Origin of the sequence: Kineosporia sp. NBRC 101731 (assembly GCF_030269305.1) — a bacterium.
GTDB lineage: Bacteria > Actinomycetota > Actinomycetes > Actinomycetales > Kineosporiaceae > Kineosporia.
In genome coordinates this window covers 435,948-451,944 of the sequence record NZ_BSTC01000004.1, presented here as the reverse complement: position 1 = coordinate 451,944, position 15,997 = coordinate 435,948, and the positions used below count along the sequence as shown (strand labels likewise).

At 70.3% G+C, this 15,997-nt stretch carries 10 protein-coding genes; 5 read left to right on the top strand and 5 right to left on the bottom strand.

All coding sequences use genetic code 11. The annotated features are described in order from the left end of the window. Positions 1 to 12: 12 nt before the first annotated feature. The 3 genes from QSK05_RS14975 to QSK05_RS14965 form a co-directional block, all read right to left on the bottom strand. Positions 13 to 2,268 (bottom strand): GH92 family glycosyl hydrolase, encoded by a 2,256-nt coding sequence (locus QSK05_RS14975; protein WP_285597799.1) that lies wholly within the window; start codon positions 2,266 to 2,268, stop codon positions 13 to 15. Positions 2,269 to 2,422: 154 nt separating this feature from the next. Next, positions 2,423 to 3,418: a hypothetical protein gene (locus tag QSK05_RS14970; protein WP_285597798.1), complete on the bottom strand. Its 996-nt coding sequence runs from the start codon at positions 3,416 to 3,418 to the stop codon at positions 2,423 to 2,425. A gap of 11 nt (positions 3,419 to 3,429) precedes the next feature. Then, positions 3,430 to 5,418 carry a hypothetical protein gene (locus QSK05_RS14965; RefSeq protein WP_285597797.1) on the bottom strand — a complete coding sequence of 663 codons (1,989 nt, stop codon included), beginning with the start codon at positions 5,416 to 5,418 and terminating at the stop codon, positions 3,430 to 3,432. A 128-nt stretch (positions 5,419 to 5,546) separates the two neighbouring features. Here QSK05_RS14965 and QSK05_RS14960 point away from each other — a divergent pair, with 128 nt between their 5' ends. After that, complete coding sequence (locus tag QSK05_RS14960; protein WP_285597796.1) at positions 5,547 to 7,271, top strand: endo-1,4-beta-xylanase; 1,725 nt, start codon at positions 5,547 to 5,549, stop codon at positions 7,269 to 7,271. Between the two features lie 30 nt (positions 7,272 to 7,301). On the opposite strand, the gene QSK05_RS14955 is transcribed toward QSK05_RS14960, so the two are convergent. Further along, positions 7,302 to 8,402 (bottom strand): App1 family protein phosphatidate phosphatase, encoded by a 1,101-nt coding sequence (locus QSK05_RS14955; RefSeq protein WP_285597795.1) that lies wholly within the window; start codon positions 8,400 to 8,402, stop codon positions 7,302 to 7,304. Positions 8,403 to 8,587: 185 nt separating this feature from the next. After that, entirely contained in the window at positions 8,588 to 9,610 is a 1,023-nt protein-coding gene (locus QSK05_RS14950; RefSeq protein ID WP_285597794.1) for a LacI family DNA-binding transcriptional regulator, read from the bottom strand. 235 nt (positions 9,611 to 9,845) lie between these two features. Between QSK05_RS14950 and QSK05_RS14945 the strand changes: the two genes are divergently transcribed. The 4 genes from QSK05_RS14945 to QSK05_RS14930 are packed head-to-tail and all read left to right on the top strand — an operon-like array spanning position 9,846 to position 15,982. After that, positions 9,846 to 11,183, top strand: a complete 1,338-nt coding sequence (locus tag QSK05_RS14945) for a sugar ABC transporter substrate-binding protein (protein ID WP_285597793.1) — start codon at positions 9,846 to 9,848, stop codon at positions 11,181 to 11,183. Beyond that, complete coding sequence (locus tag QSK05_RS14940) at positions 11,180 to 12,727, top strand: ABC transporter permease subunit (protein ID WP_285597792.1); 1,548 nt, start codon at positions 11,180 to 11,182, stop codon at positions 12,725 to 12,727. Before QSK05_RS14945 ends, QSK05_RS14940 begins: the two co-directional genes overlap by 4 nt. 1 nt (position 12,728) lies before the next feature. Then, on the top strand, positions 12,729 to 13,583 hold the full coding sequence (locus QSK05_RS14935) for a sugar ABC transporter permease (protein ID WP_285597791.1): 855 nt from the start codon (positions 12,729 to 12,731) through the stop codon (positions 13,581 to 13,583). A 5-nt stretch (positions 13,584 to 13,588) separates the two neighbouring features. After that, entirely contained in the window at positions 13,589 to 15,982 is a 2,394-nt protein-coding gene (locus QSK05_RS14930) for a glycoside hydrolase family 31 protein (RefSeq protein ID WP_285597790.1), read from the top strand. The last annotated feature ends 15 nt before the right edge of the window (positions 15,983 to 15,997 follow it).

Here is a 15,997-nt window from a genome sequence, read left to right as displayed (position 1 = left end):
TCTTTTCGTAAATTAGTCGGAGAGTGACGGTGGACGTACGTTCTGTCCCCAGGAGGTGGGTTCCGGACCGAGCCGGAGGTGGAGCCGTCCGCCACGGTGCAGGACATGAGCCGGGACATGGGGCCCACTCAAAGGTTTCCCGTCCAGCGTGGCCGACTGAACGTACTGCACGGGCGGCTCGGCGTCGATACCGTCGCTGGAGATGGGTGTCTCGACGTGCCCGCTGGTCTCGACGGTGAGTTCTCCCTGGCTGAACTGCATGACGCTGCGGGAGAAGGCGGGCGGATGGATGAGGAACAGATTCTGTCCCGCGACCGGGAACAGCCCGAGCGAGGCCCAGACGTACCAGGAGCTCAGGCCACCGGAGTCGTCGTTGCCCGGCAGACCGCCCGATCCGGTGCCGAACTGCCAGGTCAGAGCCGAATGGACGACCTCCGCGGTGCGGTCGGGCCGGCCCGCCCAGTGGTAGGCCCAGGGCACTTCCATGTCGGGTTCGTTGTTCAGGCCCTCGAACCGGTTCAGGGCGTAGCCGGCAGCCATCTCCTCGGGGGAGGGCGCCAGGCCCGGCTGGCGCACCGGCGCGGCCCCCCGGCCGAAGAAGGCGTCGAGCATGCCGATGAAGGCGGCATCCCCGCCGGCCAGGCCGATCCGGGCCGCCATGTCATGCATGAGCCGGAAGGAGTAGTTCCACTTGCCGCCCTCGTAAAAGGTCGAGTCGTGCAGCAACCCGGTGTCCTTCTCGAACGCGTTGACCCAGTGACCGCTGCGCGAGTCCAGACTCTTTCCCAGGTCGTCGTCGGCCAGGGCCCGGGCGATCCGGGCGGTGCAGTGATGGGCGAAGGCCAGGTCGAGCGTGTGCGTGATCGGGTGCACCACGCCCTTGTCGAGGAAGTCCTCGCCGTACTGGCGGCGCAGGTCGTCGTCCATGTGCACCAGCGCCCAGGCCCAGTCCAGGTCGCCGATGCCCAGGGCGTGGATATCGGCCAGCGCGGTGTGCACCAGCGCGGAACCCTGCCGGAAGAACCGGTCGGCGCCGCGCGCCATGCGATACCCGATGGGGAAGTTGCCCTCCTCCTCGCACACCCGGATCATGGACTCCATCAGATCCACCGCCCGGTCCGGTGCGATCGCCTCCAGCAGCGGCAGCTGGGTCTTGTAGATGTCCCACATCGTGCAGATGTCGTAGGCGAACGGCCCGCTGTAGGGCCAGAACGGGCTCTCGTCGTCGGCGATGCACGGCTTGATCAGCGAGTGGTAGAGCGCGGTGCTGAACACCGTGCGCCGCGCCGGGGTGCCACCTTCGACCTGGATCCGGCCCAGGTGCTCGGCCCAGCGCTCGGAGGTCGCGATGTGGACCCGGTCGAAGGCCTGCCGGCCCAGGTCGCACTCGCGCTCCAGGTTCGCGCGGGCCTGCTCCTGGCCGCGCAGGGAGAAGCCGATCCGCACCTCGACGCTCTGCCCGGCGGTGGCCCGGCCGAGGAAGACCAGACCGAAGGGCCGCAGGGTGGTGTGCCGGATGCTGTCCAGGTCCAGGCGGGTGCCGCCGTCGACCAGACGCCGGTCGTGCCAGAGCATCTGCCGCCAGCCGGGACTGTCCACCTCCAGGTAGAACGACAGCGGCACGCCCTCGACCACCACGGTGCCCTGCGCCTGGCCGCGGCCGGTGATCTCGACCTGCGCCCGCAGCGGGACGGTGCGGCTGCGGTCGATGGCCAGCCCGCCACAGGTCAGGTCGACCACCACGCGAGCGCTGCGGCTCTCGGGGAAGGTGTACCGGTGCACGGCGACCTTCTCGCCGACGGTGATCTCGCAGCGGACGCCGGTGTCGAGACTGGCCGCGTAGTAGCCCGGGTGGGCCTCCTCCTGGGTCAGCGCCCAGGACTGACCCAGGTCATCCAGCGGCTGGATCATCGGGGTGACCCGCACGTAGTTGTAGTACTTGCGGATCATGCCGGTGCCACTCTGCTGGAAGTGCGTGAAGCCGCTGGCCTCCAGCCGGCCGAAGATCTGCTCCGGCACTCCCTGGGTGTTCTTCCCGTACCGTCCGTACCCGGTCGGGTAGGCCCCGGAATAGGCACAGGCCGAGACCATGCCCAGCGGCGAGGTGGCTCCCGGATGCGTGTTGCCCACCTGCGGCTTGGGCCACCACCAGGTCGCCGCCAGGCCGCGGGGGGTCGGCAGGTCGGTGGATTCCGTCCCGATGAAGGGATCGACATCGTCGAGCGAGGAGTGCCGGGCACTGGTCTGCGCCTGCGTCGAGATTGCCATTGCGCGAATATGTCACCTCGCGTCGCCGAACGGCGGATCTGACGCCCGGTGCGGCGCGAATCACGAACGGTCGTGACCCTCAGCGACGACGAAATGCTGCTGTAACACGGTCGCTTCAACGTCGGCGACAGCTACCGCCGTGCTCAGGCCGCACTCACAGTGGGGGTGCCACCACCGTGTACCCGCCGACGTCGACCCCGTCGACCACCTGGGTGAGGTGGTGCACGACGGCCGAGTCCGCGGTGCCCAGCCGGGTCACCTCGAGCTCGACCACGGCGGCGGCCCCACCCTCCAGCACCGTCTCGGCGACCGCGAACCCGAAGTCGTACTCGCCCGCGCGCTGCCGCAGCGCCGCGGCGGCCTCCTCGTCCAGCGCCCGCGTCCCTACCTCGACGGGCTCGACCCCACCCACCCGCACGACCGCGTCCCCCGGCACCGACGGGGTCTCGAGTCCCAGGCCCGCGGTGACCGAACTGACCACCGGGTCGTCCAGGTTCATCAGGGCATCGACGGGGGAGACGTGCAGCGGGACCTTCAGCAGTGCGGCCGCCCCGAACACCTCGCGGGAGCGGACGTGGAGGGTGGCCAGGGCCCGCTCGGGGAAGGGATTGGCCAGCAGCACGCGCAGGGGCGGTGCCTGCCCGTCCGCCGCCACGACGGTGACGTTGCGCTGGCCCACGTGGCGGTCCCGGTCGGGGCGGAACGACGTGGTGAGAGGGTCTGCGGCACAGGAGACCTCGACCACCAGGCACTCGTGTCCGCCGTTGAGGAACTGTGGCACCCAGGCCGTCGTGCAGGCCAGCACGTCGGACAGCCCGCCCGGGATGCTGACCCGGTCGGAGGTGCCGATCACGGTCGCGGTGGACGGGGAGATCGAACCCAGGCCCGGATCGCACCACCAGAACCGGGCGCGTACCCCACTGGCCGGGGCCAGCCCGAGGTTCTGCACCGTCACCGAGACGACCACCGGATCGCCGGCCCTCACCCGTCCCCAGGCGTCGGCCGGCTGGGCCGCGATGTCGGGGGACGCCCAGAAGGGCAGGCCCCCGGGCAGCGGGCGGCTGCCGTCGTCGGCGGCGAAGGCCCTCACCACGAGCCACGGGGTGTAGGTCGGGGGACGGCCCTCGCCGTGCTGATCGTCCTCGTTCATCGTGGTGCCTCTCAGTCGCGGGTGACGACGCCGGGACCGGCGCCGGGGACGTGGGACCAGGCCGGCCAGCCCTGGCCGCGATCGGCGTCCAGGTCCCAGTCGGGCAGGGGCTCATCGGGACGGGACTGCAACGTCAGGGCGACGTCGAGGGCGTTGCCGAACCCGGCGAAGCCGAACGGCGCCAGGTTCGCGGCGGCGGCCATCCGCTGGTCCCACAGGTTCTGGTCGAGGACGGACGCGGTGCCGGTGGGTGAGGTGGCCACCGGGTTGTCCTGCTGGGAGGAGTACCGGGGCACGGCGGTGGGACCGTTGTCGGTGAACCGTCGTCCGTCGATGAAATGAGAAGGCCACCAAGAGCCTTCGGCGTAGGAGGTCTGCGGTGGGGACTCCGGGGCCTGGTTCGGGTAGGCGGTCCAGTTCGAGTCCCCGGGAGCCGGGCGCCAGACCGATGCCGGGTAGGCCTCCTCGGCCGGGTGAGGGCTTCGGCAGGTGTTCAGGGCGGCGGTGGTCGGCTCGACCGAACCGGTGGCCACGAACTGGATCTCGTTGTGCTCCAGCTGGACCGCCCAGGGCGGGGCCAGCGCGGTGGTCGAGAGCAGGTCGCGGAAGGCGATGTCGAGATGGGCGACGAACACCTGGAGCCAGCCCGCGTGGCAGCGCAGTGCGTGCCAGTCCGGATCGGTGGCGTCGTCGATGAGCAGCACCGCGGCCGCGATCGCACCGAACCCGCCCGCGACGTTTCCGGTGGCGAAGGCGGCCAGCCCGAGGATGGCGGCGATGATCGCGCTGGCGATCTCCCCGGCCGACGGGCCGGGCTGCTCGACCTGCGGCGGGGTGTAGAGGGTTCCGCCGACCACGACGCTGCCGTCGGGGGCGGCCCAGGCGGGCCGGTCGCCGCAGGCATCGGGCTCGTTGATGCGGTCGGGCGCGGTGGTCCCCAGCAGCTGGCCGGAGCTGGCGATCCAGGTGGTGAGCCAGGTCAGGGCGTACGCCCCGTGCAGCGCCCCGGCGTCGACCGAGGGCACCGGCGCGCCCACCACGTCCCGGTACCCCTCGACCCAGGCATCCACCAGTTCCGACGGCAGGAAGGCCGGGAGCGCAACATCGTCGCGCAGGGCGTCCAGCACGGCGGTGTGGGTGATGCCGCCGATCCCGATGAGGTCCTGCAGCTCGGCCCCGGCGATGTCCTTCCAGGCGCGGTAACGCGGCCTGGGAAGCCGGTTCTGGAGTTCGAAGACGATCTCCTCACCGCCCGCCCGCAGGTCACTGCGGGTCGCTACGTACCCCCAGGCCCAGGCGTCCACGTACTGGCTGATCCAGCGGTGGCGCCACCAGTGGTTGCGGTCCGGGCCGCCGGTGACCCCGTTGACGAAGGAGCTGGCGGCCAGGGTGGTCGCGATCGCCACCGGGATGCCGAGGGCGAACGCCTGCAGGCGTGGATCGGGCGACGCCGCGCACCGGCGCCTCAGTTGGGTCCAGAACCGGCCGGGACGATGACCTTTCAGCACCTGCCGGGGCGGCCAGTTCTGCGCGGGAGGGTCTTTCACCACCGGCGCGGCCTGGGCGACGGCCCGGACCACCCTCGATCGCAACCCGTTGATCCCGGCCACCTGGGCGGTGAGGGCGTTGACCGTGTCGGACAGGGCGAGCAGTTCGTCCTTCATCCCGAGCAGGGCGAACTTGTCCTGCGCGACGACCGCCTCCTGGAAGCGGCGCAGGGCGTCCTTGATCTTCAGGAGGTTCTCGACCAGGCCGGGGGTCGGCGGCGCACCGGGAACCCCGGCCAGCAGGTCGAGAATCGGCGCCCACACCTGAAACAGGGCGGCGTTGTCGGTGTCGGGGGCCTCGGCCCGGGTGGGCAGGAAATCGCCCAGCAGCGGGGCGATGGCTCCAAGACGGTAGAAGGGCAGTTCGCTGTCGGCGAGCACGGGCTCGCCGCCCGCCCGCCGGGCCTGCAGAACCAGGTCTGCGATCGCCAGATGTGTGGCCACACCGGTCATAGGACCTCCCTTGGTCAGGGAAGGAGAGCCACCGATGACCTGCGCTGATACCTGGAAGTGGGCTGATCGGGGGGGCTGGAGCACGCCCGGGAGGACGACCGTGCAGGGGCCTGCCCTAGGATGCGGGCGTGGTCGGCGCGCAGGCACCCTTGTCACAGAATCCGGGCCGGCTGATCGCGCTGGTATCAGGCCTTCTGCTCGCCGTCGCGGGATGCACCTCGCAGGCCCCCGCACCGGAACAACCGCAGGAGGAGGTCGTCGACCTGCTCCAGCAGGACTGGCAGCACGTGCCGGGGGTGACGGCCGACGGCGACGGGTTGCGGGTCAGCGCCACCGCGTCGACCATCCTTGGGCATGACAACGGGGGACGTCAGCCGAACCCGCCGCTCAACCTGGCCGGCACGCACCTGGTGACCGAGGGCGACTTCTCCCTCAGCGCCCTCTTCACCGACGTCACCGCCGACGCGTCCTGGGCCGTCTACGACAGCCCGCCGGTGATCGCCGACGAGTTCCGGATCGAACCAGCTGGTCTGCGGCTCATCCTCAACGGCGACGACCTCGAGGTCATCGTCTTCGACGGATCGCCCCAGCAGGACGTGACCGACCCCCGACCGGTGTACGACGAGCACGTGACCGTCCCAGATCCGCAGGCCGCTGTCTCGGTGCGCCGATCCGGGGACACGCTCGAGATCGCCAGCGCCGGGAGCACCGTGTCCTCCGTGCCTTTCGGCGGGGTATTCGCGTCGGGAGCGCTCTGGCTGGGGTTGTCGAGCGATGAGGGTTCCTTCCGGGTCGGCTCGCTCACCGCCACCGCGGCGGAGGGCACCTCGCTGAGGGCCGCGGGCCCTGCCGTCACGCAGGCCGAGCCGTCGGCGCAAGGGCTGCAGGCGCTCGCCGACCGTGCCCGTCCGGACTTCACGATCGGCGCGGCGGTCGCGCTCGGTCCGCTCGCCTCGGACGCGGACTACGCGCAGGAGTTCGTCGGCCACTTCGGTGGCATTACCCCTGAGAACGCGATGAAGCCGCAGTTCCTCTCCCCGCAGCGGGGCGTGTACACCTTCGAGGAGGCCGACGCGCTCCTGGCGATGGCCGAGAGCAAGGGCATGAGGGTGCACGGGCACACCATCGCCTTCACCGAAGCCATGCCCCGCTGGATGAAAGAGCTCCCCACCGCATCCGGTGAGGAGCGCCGGGCCAGCGCCGACGCCCTGCTCGACTACGTCACCACCGTGGTGACGCACTTCAGGGGACGGCTCGCCTCGCTCGACGTCGTCAACGAGCCGTTCGACCTCGACCAGGGAACCAGCCTCCAGGAGAACATCTGGTACCGGACCTTCGGGCCCGACTACCCGGCGATCGTCTCCCGGGCCGTCTACGACGCCGACCCTGACGTGCGGCAGTTCGTCAACGAGAACGGGGCTGACGTGCCGGGCGACCGCCAGGACGCTCTGCTCGAACTGGCCCGCGACACCAACGCGCGGGGCGGTCACATCTACGGCGTCGGCCTCCAGTCCCACGTCTACGACCTGGAGACCGACGCCATCTCCACCGAGGACCTCACCGCTACGCTCGACCTGTTCGAGCGCGCCGGGCTGCACGTGCGCATCTCCGAGAACGACGTCACCGACGACCGGGGAACCGACGCCCAGGCGGAGCAGTACGCCGCCGTGCTGGCCACCTGTCTGCGCTCACCTACCTGCGTCTCCTACACCACCTGGGGCGTGGACGACCGCTACGACTGGTGGATCGATGATGACGGTGGCCTGCAGCAGGGCCACGACTACCTGTTCGACGAGGGGCACCCGACGCCGGCTCACGAGGCAATGGTGCGAGCACTGACGTCTGCTCAGTAGGTGGGATCGGCCGTCCGGCCGCGTCCCGGCTCAGGTTCCCGATGAAGGCTTTCCCGATGAAGGCTTTTCCGATGAAGGACGCGCCTGCTCGAGTTGAGCGGTCAGTGCGGCACCGTCGGTGCCGCGCAGCCATGGCACGGGACTGGGAGCGTTCAGGGCCTGGCTCTGGTTCGGGGGCGGCAGGGGAGAACCGTGGGTGAGGACCTGTTCCACCGCCGAGAGCTGCCGGATCAGGACCATCCGCAGGGACTGCGGAACCTCGCCGGCGAGGTCCTCGTACAACTGCGGGTCGTGCTGTCCGTCGTCCCCGACCAGGACCCAGCGCAGCTGGGGAAGATCGCCGACCAGGCGGCGCAGTTCGCGGTGCTTGTGGTCGCGGCCGGAGCGGAACCAGCCGTCGTTCGTCGGCCCCCAGTCGGTCATCAGCAGCGGGCCGCGCGGGTAGTCGTGGCGCTCGAGGAACCGGGAGATCGCCCGGGCGACGTTCCAGGCGCCGGTGGAGAGATAGACGACCAGGGCGTCCGGTTCCGGCTCGCGCAGCCGTCCGTACAGCGCTGCCATCCCCGGCACCGGGCGGCGGCTGGTCTCCTTGACCACGAAGGTGTTCCAGAACGCCAGCAGCGGTCGCGGCAGGGCCGTGACCATCACCGTGTCGTCGATGTCGCTGATCAGTCCCAGCCGCTCGTCGGGCCCGACCACCCGCAGGTCCGCCGTCGCCGCCGGGCGCCCCTCCACCCGCACCGGCACCTCGTGCCAGCCGGGAGTCAGGTCGCTGGCCAGCACCGCGTCGATGTATCCGCCCCGCCCGCTGCTGACCTCGTGCACGCGGTCGCCCACCCGTACCGTGACCGGCACGTCGCCCAGCCCGACGGTGAAGAACTTCCGCCACCAGCGGCCGCCCTCGTCGTCCTCGGAGCTCTCGTCCTGAGGGTCCGTGCGGGGTGGGCTGAGTTTCACCCGCATCAGCACCCGGACCCAGCCCTGGTCGTCGGCGGGGGCGGATCCGTATCCGGTGTACGGCACGGCCAGCGGGTGCCACCCGAAGCGGCGCAGCACGTCGGCGATCCGGCCCATCACGGCGTTCTCGAGGCGAGCACCCAGGTGCGGCCGGGTCCGGGTCGGCACTGTCATCCGCGCATCGTAGACGTTACTCCTCGTACCGGAAGGTCGAGCCGCACCCGGACCCCGGCGGGACCGTGACTCCACCAGCCTGAATCCGGAGAGGCACCGGAGCATTTCGCGTCCGGCAACGCTTCCCCGGGTGAAGGGGCGAAGAACAGCAGCCTCCTTCCGCCCCACGTCGCCTCACGTTGCCCTCATTGCGGAGGCGGGCCGCTCGTCCCTCTGGCCACCAGGTGCGTGGGCAGCGTGATGTGCGGCGTGCTGACGTCACCCTGCTGCAGGATCTGCTGGGCCAGCCTCCCGGCCTCGGCGCCCTGCTGCGCCACGGGCTGATGCACCGTGGTGAGGTCGAACATGTCGGCCAGATGATGGTCGTCGATCCCGACGACCGACAGGGTGTGGGGGACGGCCACACCGGCCCGGCGCAGGGTGCGCAGCGCCCCGAAGGCCACCTCGTCGGAGAAGGTCACGACCGCCGTCGGCGGCTCGGGCAGACTCAGCAGATCGCTCATCCCCTCGACCCCGCCATGGCTGCCCCAGCGGCGATGGACGATCAGTTCGGGGTGCACCTCGAGGCCGGCCGCCTCCAGAGCCTGCGTGAAGCCCTGCAGCCGGGCGCTGGGCGCGGCGTACTCCAGACTCCAGGTGCCCGACGAGTTCAGCATGGCGATGCGCCGGTGCCCGGCCCGCACCAGCTGCGTCGCGGCCTGCCGCCCCGCGGTCACGTCGTCGATGCGCACGTGCGGGTGCTCCCCGAGCACACCCCCGGCCATCACGACGGTGACGTCCATCAGGTCCAGGCGCCGGCGTTCGTCGTCGCTGATCGGCAGGGCGACCAGGATCAGGGCGTCCACCTGACGGCGGGCGGGCAGGTCCTCGAAGAACCGGCGGCGCTCGCGCTCGTCCTTGACCTCGTAGAGCAGCACGTCGAGATCGGTTCCGTGCAGGGCGGTCACGATGCCCCCGAGCATGGCCGCGTAGAACCAGTGGGCCACGTCGGGCGTCACCACCGCGATGCGGCCGTTGGACCCGCGGGCCAGCCGGGCGGCGTCGGGAGAGACCGTGTACGACAGGTCCTGGGCCAGGTCTTTGATGCGCTGCCGGGTCTGGGACGACACCCCGGGTGCACCGCTGAGCGCCCGGGAGACCGTCGCGATGGACACCCCGGCACGGCTAGCCAGGTCGGCCATGTTGAGCGCCGTCGGTCTCTTTGCCACCGCGTCACCGTATATGCGTAAGCGCTTGCGCGCTATGGGCCGCATCCTGCTATCAGGCCGTCGGCCTGCGGCGATGGTTTAATAAATCTTTGAGGAAGTCGTCAACCCGGACATGTTGACGTGCCTTCTGCTGATGCTCCACGCTGAGACCGCGTAAGCGCTTACGCAAGCCGGGTGGAATCAGGATCTGTCCCGGCACGACGTGGCACCGTGACCGCGCACAGGAGGAGTCCCGATGAAGTCGACTCGTAGGCAACGTGTTCCGGAACGTCGCGGTGCCCTCCGGGGTCGCCACGGCCTGGCCGGGGCGGCCACGGTGGTCTTGTTCGCGCTGGTGGCGTGCTCCGGGGGCGGCTCGGACGCCGGGGGCAGCCCGGACGCCGCGACCCCGGCCGGCTCGCCCGGCGCGAGCGACGCTCCCTCGCGCCAGGACGCCGATCTGGTGATCTGGACGACGGAACCGGCCAGCCGGGCGGTCACCCCGATCGCGAAGAAGTTCGGCCAGGAGAACGGGATCTCGGTCGCGGTCCAGGTCATCGCCTCCGACCTGGCCGCCAACGCGATCACCGCGAACGCGGCCGGTAACGGGCCCGACATCGTCACCCTGCCCAACGACTTCCTGGGCGGCGCCCTGCAGAACGGCGCGGTCGCCCCGCTGTCCCTGACCGCAGACGACCTGTCGGCGTACGACGAGGGGGCCGTGACCTCCGTGACCCGCAACGACCAGGTGTGGGCCCTGCCGTACGGCACGGAGAACCTGGTGCTCTACCGCAACACCGACGCCGTGGCCAAGGCCCCCTCGACCGTCGAGGACCTGGTCGGTACCGGCCAGGCCGCGGTCGGCAAGGGAAAGGTCAAGCGGGCCCTCGCTCTTCCGGTCGGGCAGGAGGGGGACGCCTACCATCTGTACGCGTTCTTCAGTTCGGCCGGCGGCAGCCTGTTCGGCAAGAAGCCCGACGGCCAGTACGACCCGGAGCAGGTGGGCATTGGCGACGAGGCCTCGGTCAAGGCCGCGCAGAAGATCGCCGCCCTGGGCGAGAAGGGCTCCAAGGTGCTCTCGCGCTCCATCGACGGCACCAACGCCATCGCCCAGTTCACCGAGGGCAAGTCCGCCTACCTGGTGTCCGGGCCCTGGGCCCTGGCCGACATCCGCAAGTCCGAGGTGTCCTACGACATCACCCCGATCCCGGGTTTCCAGGGTGAGGCGCCCGCGGCGCCCTTCCTCGGTGTGCAGGCCTTCTGGACCCTGTCGAACGCCAAGAACCCGGCCTTCGCCGAGGAATTCGTCACCAAGACGATGAACACCCCCGAGGCGATGACCGCCATGTACGACGAGGACCCGCGTCCCCCGGCCCGCACCGACGTGCTGAAGGCCGTCTCGGCGAAGGACCCGGACATGGCCAAGCTCGCCGCCGGGGCGAAGAACGCCTCGCTGCTGCCGGACTTCCCGTTCATGGCCGGGGTCTGGCCGGCCCTGAGCCAGGCGTTCGCCTCGATCGTCGGCGGGGAAGACCCGGCCGCGACGATGACGTCGGCCGGCACCGCGATCCGCAGTGCCGTCACGGCCCCGTGAAAGCACCTTCGATCGTCGCCACCGCCGTGATCCGGGTGCTCTGCCTGGGCACGGCGGTGGGGACCGCGGCGGCGCTGACCCCGGTGCTGATCGCCGGTCGCCACTACGTCTTCCTGGCCATCGTCTGGGCCGTCATCGCGGTGGTCCTGGCCACCTACGCCACGGCCCGCGCGGTCCCGGCCAAGTACCTGGTCCCCGGCACCCTGCTGCTGATCCTGTTCATCGTCGTCCCGGTGCTGTCCACGCTGCAGCTGTCCACCACCAACTACGGCGACGGCACCCGCACCACACGGCAGGAGACCGTCGAGCGCATCCTGGCCAACTCCGTCGTCCAGGTCCCGGACTCCCCGAAGTTCAACCTGAGTGTGGCCACCACCGGCTCACCCGCTTCGGGCCCGATCACGTTCTTTCTCGTCGACCAGAAGAGTGGCGCGCTCTACTCCGGCACCGAGGCGGGCCTGGCACCGCTGGAGCGCTCCGCCGTCACGGTCACCGACAATTTCGTCAGTGCGGCAACCGGTTACACGATCCTCACCCCGCTGCAGGTGAACGCCGCCGCCGACCGGCTGCGGGATTTCACCGTGCCCACCGGCAACGGCGCGATCCGTCAGCGCGGACTGCACGAGGCCTACGAGGGCCGCCGCACCCTGCAGTACGACCAGGGCACCGGCACGATCACAAACACCGTCACCGGCGTGCGCTACACCACCGCGCGCGAGGGCGACCGTGAGTATTTCGTCGGCCCGGACGGCACCCGGCTGTCCGACCAGTCCTGGCGCTCGGACGTGGGTCTGGCCAACTACCGGCGCGCGTTCACCGACCAGCACATCCTGAGTGGCTTCACCCGGATCTTCATCTGGAACGTGGTCTTCGCGACGGCCTCGGTGGCCCTGACCTTCCTGGTCGGGCTGGGCCTGGCCGTGACGCTGAACGACTCCCGGGTGCGCGGGCAGAAGGTGTACCGCTCGGTGCTCCTGCTGCCGTACGCCATCCCCGGCTTCATCAGCATCCTGGTCTGGTCGGGCTTCTACAATCAGGACTTCGGCCTCATCAACCAGATCACCGGCCTGCACGTGAACTGGCTGGGCAGCGCGCTGTGGGCCAAGGTCGCGCTGCTGCTGACGAACCTGTGGCTCGGGTTCCCCTACATGTTCCTGGTCTCGACCGGGGCCCTGCAGGCCATCCCGTCCGATCTGAGGGAGGCGGCCAGCATCGACGGTGCCGGTGGGTTCACCGCTTTCCGCCGCATCACCTTCCCGCTGCTGCTGGTGGCGGTCACGCCCCTGCTGGTGGCGTCGTTCGCGTTCAACTTCAACAACTACAACGTGATCGAGCTACTCACCCACGGCGGTCCGTTCAGTCCGGGCAACCCCGACGCCGGCGCCACCGACATCCTCATCAGCTACACGGTGCGCCTGGCCTTCGGCGGCAACGGTGCGCAACTGGGCTTCGCCGCCGCGATCGCCACGCTGTTGTTCGCCATCACCGCGATCATGGCCGCCGCGCAGTACCGCATCACCCGTCGGCTCGAGGAGATGAACTGAGATGAGCACAGGACGATGGTGGCGCGAGGTCGGGTGGCGTCACGGTGTGGGTCTGGTGGCCGTGCTGTTCGCCGTCGTCCCCGTCGCCTACGTGGTCTCCGCGGCCTTCAACCCCCTGGGCACGGTCGCCTCCACCGGCGTCATCCCGAAACACCTGAGCCTGGAGAACTTCGCGGCCCTCTTCGACGACCCGGCCCGCCCGTTCGCGCGGTGGCTGCTGAACACGCTCGTGGTCTGCGTGGTGGTCACCGGGGTGCAGGTGTTCTGCAGCGCCCTGGCCGCCTACGCGTTCTCCCGCCTGCGGTTCCGGGGCCGTCGCGGCGGCCAGCTGAGCCTGCTGCTGATCCAGATGTTCCCCCAGTTCCTCGCCGTCATCGCGCTCTACAGCATGTTCACCGCGATCGGCGAGGTGGTGCCGGCCCTCGGGCTGAACACGCTGCTCGGGTACAGCCTGGTGCTCCTGGGCGGATCCCTGGGCCAGGTCTGGCTGATCAAGGGCTTCTTCGACACCATCCCGCGCCAGCTCGACGAGGCGGCCGTGGTGGACGGCGCCGGCCACGCCACGATCTTCTTCCGGATCATCCTGCCGCTGGCCCGCCCGGTCCTGGCCGTCACCGGGCTGCTGGCCTTCGTCAGCGTCATCGGTGAGTTCCTGATGGCCTCCATCTTCCTCACCGACACCCAGGCCAAGACCCTCGCCGTCGGGCTCTACGGCATCATCGCGGCCGACCGCTCGAACAACCTGGGTGTCTTCGCCGCCGGCGCCCTGCTGACCGCTCTGCCGGTGGTGCTGCTGTTCCAGTTCCTGCAGCGGTACATCGTCGGTGGACTCACCTCCGGATCGGTCAAGGACTGATGAACATGACGTTCCCGCCCCGCCTTGCGTCCCGCCCGGCCGCCGCACCGGCCGCCGTGGTCACCGGCGACCGATACCGCATCATGGTGCTCGACGCCGGGCTGCTGCGGCTGGAGTACGCCGCCGACGGCGTCTTCGAGGACCGCGCCTCCACCTTCGCGGTGAACCGGAACCTGCCGGTGCCGGACTTTCGCGTGATGGAGACCAGCACCCATCTGACGATCGTGACCGAGCGCCTGCGTCTGACCTACGACCGGGGCCCGTTCACCACCAGCGGGCTGAGCCTGGAGGTCCTGGGCGGCGTCAGCGCCTACCACTCGGTGTGGCGGTACGGGCAGAGCCCGGACGATCTGGGTGGCACCGCCCGCACGCTCGACGACCGCGACGGCGCCGTTCCCCTGGAGCACGGCGTGGTCTCCCGCAACGGCTACGCCGTGATCGACGACTCGCACTCGTTCCTGTTCGAGCCGGACGGCTGGGTGAGTGCCGACCACGTCGACCGCACCGACCTTTACGTGTTCGCCTACGGTCACGACTACGCCGCCGCCCTGCGGGCCTTCTACGCCGTCTCCGGCCCCACGCCGGTGCTGCCGCGCTACGCCCTGGGCAACTGGTGGAGCCGGTACTACCGCTACACCGCCGACTCCTATCTCGAGCTGATGGACCGCTTCCGGGCCGAGGGCATCCCGTTCTCGGTCAGCGTGCTGGACATGGACTGGCACCTGGTCGACGTCGACCCGGCCCACGGCAGCGGCTGGACCGGATACTCCTGGAACCGCGACCTCTTCCCCGACCCGGCGCAGTTCCTGCGCCACCTGCACGCGAAGGGCCTGCGCGTCACCCTCAACGTGCACCCCGCCGACGGCGTGCGGGCCTTCGAGGACGCCTATCCGGCCATGGCCGCAGCCCTGGGCCAGGTCAGAAACGGTGACGGTGACGGCGACCCGATCGCTTTCGACGTCACCGACCCGGCTTTCCTGGCCGCCTACTTCCAGGTGCTGCACCGCGGCCTGGAACGTGACGGCGTCGACTTCTGGTGGCTGGACTGGCAGTCCGGGCCGTACTCGCGCATCGCCGGGATCGACCCGCTGTGGATGCTCAACCACTTCCACTTCCTCGACAACGCCCGCGCAGACCGGCGCGCCCTCACCCTCTCCCGCTACGCCGGCCCGGGAAACCACCGCTACCCCGTCGGTTTCTCCGGCGACACCGTGATCTCCTGGGCGTCCCTGGCCTTCCAGCCCTACTTCACCGCCACGGCCGCCAACATCGGCTACGGCTGGTGGAGCCACGACATCGGCGGTCACTTCTTCGGAGCCCGCGACGACGAACTGGCCACCCGCTGGCTGCAGTTCGGCGTGTTCTCGCCGATCATGCGGCTGCACTCGGGCAACAACCCGTTCATCGCCAAGGAACCGTGGACCTTCCCGGCCCACATCGAGGCGATCATGACGCGGTTCCTGCGGCTGCGGCATCGTCTCGTGCCCTACCTGCACACCATGAACCACCGCGCCGCCACCGACGGCCTGCCGCTGGTCCTGCCCCTCTACTACGCCCATCCCGACGCCGACGCGGCCTACCAGGTGCCCAACCAGTACCAGTTCGGCACCCAGCTGATCGTCGCGCCCGTCACCGAACCGGCCGACCGGACCACCGGCCTGGCCGCGGTCGCGGCCTGGCTGCCGCCCGGCACCTGGGTCGACGTGTTCACCGACCTGGTCTACGACGGCGAGCGCGAGATCCACCTGCACCGTGACCTCGAGACCGTGCCGGTGCTCGCCCCGGCCGGGGCGCTCGTCCCGCTGGACGCCGCGCAGGTGCCGGGCAACGACCCGGTCAACCCCGGGCACCTGGAACTGCTGGTCGTGGTGGGGGCCGACGGCTCCTTCGACCTGCTCGAGGACGACGGGACGGTGGAGGGTCCGGTGGCCCGCACCCCGATCCGCCTCGCCCAGGACCCCGGCATCCTCAGGATCGGCCCGGTGCAGGGGGCAGGCGGGACGGTGCCCGACGTGCGCAGCTGGACCGTCACGTTCCCGGCGCTGGCTCCGGGCATCGAACCCGTCGCCACGGTGGACGACGTACCGGTGCCGGCCCGGATCGTCCGGGAGGGCACCCGGACGTCCGTCGTCGTCGAGGCCGTTCCTTCCTCGGCCACCGTGCGGATCATCCTCGGTGACCGGCCCCTTCTGGGTGACAACAACGTCCACCAGCGTGTTTTCGCCGTTCTTGACCGGGCCCAGATCGAGTACGTGACCAAGGCCCGGGTGATGGAGTGCATCACCACCGCGCCGTCGCTGTCCGTGCGCCTGTCGCGGCTGCAGGCCCTCGATCTGGACCCGGGCCTCTTCCGCGCCGTCGGCGAGATCCTCCTGGCCCGGTCGGACGGCGGGGCGTGACCGAACCGCCCCGCC